Annotated in this window: 3 protein-coding genes and 1 pseudogene; 2 read left to right on the forward strand and 2 right to left on the reverse strand. The window is 58.2% G+C overall.

Features of this window, described 5'->3' with window-relative positions; translation table 11 throughout:
• Nucleotides 1-138 precede the first annotated feature (138 nt).
• On the forward strand, nt 139-1,782 hold the full coding sequence (locus EOA16_RS31530) for an MFS transporter (protein ID WP_063169257.1): 1,644 nt from the start codon (nt 139-141) through the stop codon (nt 1,780-1,782).
• A 234-nt stretch (nt 1,783-2,016) separates the two neighbouring features.
• Here the strand turns inward: EOA16_RS31530 and hemN are convergent.
• Nucleotides 2,017-3,343 (reverse strand): annotated as a pseudogene (hemN, locus tag EOA16_RS31535) (oxygen-independent coproporphyrinogen III oxidase).
• Between the two features lie 464 nt (nt 3,344-3,807).
• Nucleotides 3,808-4,164, reverse strand: coding sequence for a hypothetical protein (locus EOA16_RS31540; protein ID WP_024505577.1), 357 nt, complete (start codon nt 4,162-4,164; stop codon nt 3,808-3,810).
• 681 nt (nt 4,165-4,845) lie between these two features.
• On the opposite strand from EOA16_RS31540, the gene EOA16_RS31545 reads away from it, so the two are divergent.
• The gene (locus EOA16_RS31545; protein WP_063169258.1) at nt 4,846-5,985 is read left to right on the forward strand and encodes a porin; all 1,140 of its coding nucleotides are present in this window, start codon (nt 4,846-4,848) and stop codon (nt 5,983-5,985) included.
• The last annotated feature ends 499 nt before the right edge of the window (nt 5,986-6,484 follow it).

Below are 6,484 nucleotides of genomic sequence, written 5' to 3' on the forward strand. Positions count from 1 at the left end.
GAGACTATGAGAATGGCTCAATACGCAAATAGTCGCCGGCAAGCTCCATAGAGCTGGGGTCCGTGCGGTGCTCCGCGATGTCTAAGTATCGACCCGCTTGCTCAAATCGCAGCGCTCATCGAAGGCCAGCAATACCTCATGCAGAGCGAAAATCCCCAACCGCCCGTTTCAAAGACGCTCGCCCCATTTCGAAACAAGGTGTTTCGCTCAATTTGGGCGGCCACCCAGATTTCCAGCCTCGGTTGGCTAGTGCAAACGGTCGCCATCAGTTGGCTTATGGCAACGATTTCAGCGTCCGACCTCATGGTGGCACTCGTCCAGGCCGCATCCACATTGCCGGTGTTCTTCCTCTCAGTTTTCGCCGGAGCCATTGCCGACAACTTCAGCCGCCGGTGGGTGATGTTTGCGGGACACTGCCTGATAGCATCGGCGTCGACGACGCTGATGATTTCTGTGGGTCTGGGATTTGTCAGTCCTTGGCTGATTCTCGGGTTAGGTTTCCTGGCCGGCTGCGGCTTTGCCTTGAATGATCCGGCTTGGCACGCTTCGGTCGGCGATATCCTTCACAAACGCGACATTCCGGCCGCAGTGACGCTTATGTCCGTCGGATACAACATTGTGCGCAGCGTTGGTCCAGCCTTGGGGGGCGTGATCCTGGCCGTCTTTGGGCCGCTGGCCGCTTTCGCCTTGGCTGCGGTGAGTGATCTGGCGCCCATAAGCGCGATATGGCGCACCAAATGGGAGGTCCGCTCTTCGCCTCTCCCTCGTGAGAGAATGACGACGGCAATTCATGACGGAGTGCGCTTTACGGCGATGTCTTTGGAGATCAGGGCAGCGACCGCCCGAGCCGCTCTTTTCGGGTTGGCAAGCATCTCCATTCTGGCGTTGCTCCCCCTCGTCGTCCGGGATCAGTTGAAGAGTGGGCCAATTGTCTACGGTATCTTATTGGCCGGCTTCGGCATGGGTGCTTTCATCGCGGGTATGGGCAACGGCTTCTTGAGGAAGGTCACGTCTCAAAACAGGCTGGTGGCCTTCGCCTCTGTGGCTTGTGCAGTCTGTTGCCTCTCCCTTGCCCTTACATCGTCGCTTCCTGTGGCGGCCATTTCGCTGGCGCTCGGCGGAGCGGGTTGGCTTATCACCTGGACGGGCATTGACGTGTCGGTGCAGTTGGCAAGCCCAAGGTGGGTTGTAGGCCGCACGCTCTCCATTTACTACGCCTTGAGCGCAGGCGGTATGGCTGCTGGCAGCTGGATCTGGGGTTCTGTCGCGCAAAACTATTCCTTGACCTCAGCATTGGAGGGCGCCGCAGGCGCTCTGTTGCTGGTTGCAGCAGCGGGGATCGTGTTGCCGGTCCGTCCCTGGGAAGAAACCGATCAAGAAAGTTCAGTTTTTCATCCGCCGGACGTGGCTCTCGATCTGAAACCCAGAAGTGGCCCTATCGTGGCCAAGGTCGAGTATTTGATATCGGAGGAAAATATCGAGGCCTTTCTGGGCTCCATGCGCACGCGGCGACACGTCCAGAGCCGTGCCGGTGCACGAAACTGGACGCTCCAGCGAAATCTGCAAACACCGTCACTTTGGACGGAGACATTCCGCACCCCCACCTGGATGGACTTTCTCCGCCTAAATCATCGACTCACCGCAGCAGATAAGGAAGTCGCCCAGCATCTCCTGTCACTGCATGAAGGAGAGGTGCCTCCGCAGACAGTGCTTTCGATTGAACGGACGACCGAGGCAATTCGTACCCGTACCTCGACAATCTTTTCTCGTCCTCCAAGATGACGCCATCAAGCTGCTGTCCAGGGACAGGGTGGATCACCGGTGCTTTGCAGAGCACAGCCTCACACCGAGAGCAGCGTGCTCCGGGTTGTGCGCTTTCGCGCGCACCCAGGCGAGATGATGGTGAACGCGGCGTCAAGTGGAAGTCCCCTGCATACGCTTGCGGAGTCTTCTGCGAGAGCCCATGCCGACGAGCGCCAAACAAGGTCTGATGCCTTTCGGCGTCGTGGCCTCAACTCATCGATTCGCGAGAAAAGCATCGAATGCAGCAGCAACGGCGCGAACAACAAAGCGGTGCTCCGGCCGCACGCGGATGAAGCCGTTTTCGACGTCCAGGATCCCCTCCTCAGCCAGCGTCACCAAACTCTCAACTGAATCGAGAAAACGAGCTGGTTCGATTTCGTGGGCGGCACAGATGGTCGGCACGTCGGCCTCCAAATCGCACATCAGTCGCTCGATGATCGCTGCGCGCACCCGGTCATCGTCGGTCAGACGGTGACCCTTTGATGTCGCCAGACGTCCACTTGCGATGTGCCGGGCGTAAGAATCCCGTGTTACTTCGTTCTGAACATACCCCTCGCGGACTCGGCCAATAGCCGACGCGCCGAAGCCGATCACGTTTTGCAAGTATCGGCCGAGTATCCCAGCGAATTACGCCGTAGGCGCCCGGTCTTCTGGCGCTAGCGCAAGTTCGTCGTCCGGCGGAGCGAAATGATCGAGCCCGATCTCCCGGTAGCCAGCGCCAACCAGTGTCTCGGCGACAGTTGCAGCCTGTTCGGCGCGAAGATCGCCGTCCGGTAGACCTGCCTGCTCGATTAGGCGCTGATTCTTTATCACGGAAGGAATATGCGCGTATCCGAACACCGCAAGCCGGTTGGGGCGCATGGCGACCGCAGCCATCGCGGTCTGGATGCAGGACTGCACAGTCTGTTTCGGTAGACCGAAGATGAGGTCGAAGTTGATATGGCCAACGCCATGCCGGCGGAGATTTTGGACTGCAGCGGCCGTCTGCACCTTACTCTGGATCCGATTGATCGCCTTTGCACATCGGGATCAAAGCTCTGCATCCGATGCTCGCGCGGTTGACACCGTTAGCTGCCAGGGCTTCGGCCATTTCCGGTGTGAACGTTCGGGGATCGATCTCCACGGCGATCGCAGCAGTTTTGCTGAAAGCGAAGTGGCGGCGTAGAAATTCCATCAGCGCCAAGTGCTCGGCTGGCCCGATAAGGTGAGGCGTTCCGCCGCCGAAATGCACATCGCTCACCGGCAGCCCTTGCCGCACTTGCTCCGACACCAAACTGATCTCCTGACGCAGCACCGCTAAATAATTAAGGATCGGGCCGTTGCGACGGATGACCGCGGTAGGGAAGCCGCAATACCAGCACATGGATCGGCAAAACGGAATGTGGAAATAGAGCGACACCGATTCGTCGGCCGGGAGGCCCCCCAGCCATTCCTCATAATCGTCAGCACCAACTGCCGCAGAGAAGTCTGGCACAGTCGGATAGATGGTATACCAAGGCGGCCGGGGGTCCCGGTACTTTGTCAGGATTGAGGTGTGCAAGGAGCTGTCATCCCACGTCGCTCATCCATCATTCTTTCGTTGCGCGCTCGTCCTGGTCTCTGACCTAAGTCAGTGCGTCCCGCTTATGTCGCAGTCTCGTTTGGACAGGATGGGGTCAACCACGCCGGGGAGCGCGCGTGCCATGGTTGCGCCTGAGGTGATGGTGCGGTGCCGCATTCAACGTCTGAGTACGTGACGCCAGTGCAGTGTGCTTGAGGCGTCTGCGGAAGAACTTTGCAATGCGAAATTCATGTCCGACGCAACGGACCTGTCAAGCCTCGTTCAGACGCCATCCAGGTCCAGCCAGCGGCCTTCCCTGCCGGCCGAAAAACCATACCGGCTTTAGCCACCGAGACGCTCTAAAGCTGACGTCGGCTCATTTGATGAAAGGAGGACGCCGCTAGGGGGTGCACAAGGTTCCCCGGCTTGACGTCGCTTCGAGCGAAGAGCGGTGTGGCTTGTCGTCAAGCGCCGGGCAGCGTGCCCCCTACCGATATCCCGAAAAGATCGACCAAGATGGCCATGCCGACGCCACACGCGGTCTGGATGAGGCCGACCATGAAAATGCGATTGGCGCGTTCGTAGATGGGGCGCCGCAAGGAACTCATGTCGAGCAGCATGGACAGCGCTCTCATCTGCAGTGCGATGCCGAGCAGGATCGGCACTACGGCGAACAGATCGTAGAGTTGCCATGGCAAGGGGTTCGCGGCCCAATGAGTGAGGAAGCCGAGGGAAAAGGCAAGCAGGATACCCACGGCAGTGATTGTGCCGTTGCGGAAAATGGTCTCGATCGGTTCTTCCTTCGGATCGTGCTCGTCCAAGCGGCTTCCTTTCGTTGCTCTTTCCGTCGAGACTAAGTTCTCGAGAATACTGTTCATCGCCAATTACTCGAGGCGAGCCGTAGGCAGCCGTTTCAGGGTGCGCTCCCTCTCGCTTCCGGCCGCGCAATGTACCTGCACGGCGAACTTACAGCGGCGAAAAGGTGCTGCGGCCACCATGCGACGCCTCGGACGTGCACGCCCTCTGTTCCTGGCGCAGCCCTTGCGGAGCGTACGCGCAGTGATCCTTCTCGGTAGCGGATGGCGCGGCCTCCGTTGCGGTCAGACGGGAAGCCGTCGCTGTTAAACGAGACTGTCACATATCGAACATGGCGAACCGTGTCGCACATTTCTTTTCGCAGTGACCCTCAAAAAAAGTGATTCCAGCGAGACGAAGGCGCGTCGGCCCGATTTTGGTGTCGGCCGCATCTACGCTTCAGGTTGGCATGTCGCTTGCTGCTCTATTCGGAGAGCTGCAGCGGTCCGACCGGAGTGTTTCACATGTAAACGATAATGAATCTCCTAGCAGAAAACACTATTATAAGTACATGTGGCTTTTACGCTGGCTCACCTCTCGTGTCAAGCGCTTTGGCGTCCACATATTGGAGACAACACGCACAAAATTTAGAGGAAAAGCTTGCTCTTTCGCCTCTATCCTTTTTATTCCTTCATGGAGATCTAGACATGTACATCAAGAGTCCTCTTCTCGGCTTAACTGCTCTGATGACCATTTCCGTCGGTCGAGCAGCTGGCGCCGAGCGGGAACCGGCCGAGTACATCAAGATCTGCGACGTCCTCGGCTCGGGATATTCCTATATTCCCAACACCGAGACCTGCCTGCGCATCGGCGGCTATGTCCGTTACGATATCGGCCTGGGTGACGTCCGATCGTATGACAGCGCAAGAACCTCGGACGTGAGAACTGGCGAGGACCAAGGCACTTGGCGAAACAGCACACGCTTCACGTTCAAAACTTGGACCGGCCAGCAGACCGAGCTCGGCGCGTTGACGACCTATACCGAAACCCAGGTGAATTTTGGCAACAGCGCTAACTCGCATGACAGTCCTCAGAACTATGATTTCAACAGCGGCCTCGCACTGGCTTCTGCCTGGGTCGAGCTGGGAGGCCTGCGAGTTGGCAAGGAGGGGTCGGCCTTCGATACGTTTGCAAGCTACGCTGGCAACGTTCTCGATAGTATGCTCGTTCCGTCGGCCGGCTTCGACACCAACGTGGCTCAGTACCACTTCGACGCCGGCAACGGCATTTCGACTGTGATTTCGCTCGAACAAGGATCGGGCTCAGCCGGTACTATCGACAGCTATATTCCGCACGTTGTCGCCGGCTTGAAATACACGCAAGGCTGGGGCTCGATCATCGGCGTCGCGGCTTATGACAGCAATTACGAAGCTTTTGCCGGCAAGATCCGCGTCGACGTCGCTGTCACAAACCAGCTGTCGCTGTTTGGACTCTTCGGCTACGGTTCCAATGCCAGTCTCAACGAGGACTCAAACGGCGCAATTGCCAATCATGGGCGCGGCTCGTACAAAATCTGGAACGGCCAGTGGGCTTTCTGGGCGGGCGCCACCTACGAGTTTGACGAGAAAACTTCGTTCAACCTTCAGGTCTCGGGTGATCAGCTCAAGGATGCTGGTGTGGCTGCAAACGTCGCCTACATGGTCGTTCCCGGCTTCACGGTCACAGCCGAGGTCGATTACGACCACTACGGCAACTCTGGCCTCGGCCCTGCCGAGCCTACCGCCGTCAAGGGCACGAGCAAGCCGAACAGCGTCGGCGGCATTCTCCGCTTACAAGGCTCATTTTGAAATCTCTCCAGTCGCGAGCATGGCAAAGGCACTTGCCTCGACAACGCACGCATGGAGAGCTTCGTTCGCCATCTTGAAGTCTGCATCGACCGTCCACGGCCCATCGTACCAACTAGAAACTGAAAGTTATGAGCCCTGTGTACTACACCTAGCCCTTGACCTGCCCGATGAACCGGCCAGGGGCCGTCAGTTCAAATTCGGGGCCGTTTAGAGGGCAGTGTGAGGCCGTGTTAGGTAAGCGCCACTGCAATGTCGAGGCCGCGACACGCCTGTCGCTTTGGACGGCTGGAATTGCCCTTCGCGGCGCCATTCATTCTCTCAACATTTACGTGATAATGCACGCTGAGTCCGAGCCGCGTGGCAGCACCCATCCTAGGTGTGAGCTTTCGAGAGGTTGTCCATTCGGACCGGACCGAGGAGACTGGAGTTACCACGCTTCAGCATCCATCGGAGGGTCCGAATGAACATCCACAAGAATGCCCGTCTCACACCGCTGCGT

Origin of the sequence: Mesorhizobium sp. M7A.F.Ca.US.008.03.1.1 (assembly GCF_003997495.1) — a bacterium.
Lineage (GTDB): Bacteria > Pseudomonadota > Alphaproteobacteria > Rhizobiales > Rhizobiaceae > Mesorhizobium.

Bases quoted from the DNA above. Each gene is read 5' to 3' on its own strand.
- EOA16_RS31545 (WP_063169258.1), top strand. From the start codon at position 4,846: ATGTACATCAAGAGTCCTCTTCTCGGCTTAACTGCTCTGATGACCATT.
- EOA16_RS31530 (WP_063169257.1), top strand. From the start codon at position 139: ATGCAGAGCGAAAATCCCCAACCGCCCGTTTCAAAGACGCTCGCCCCA.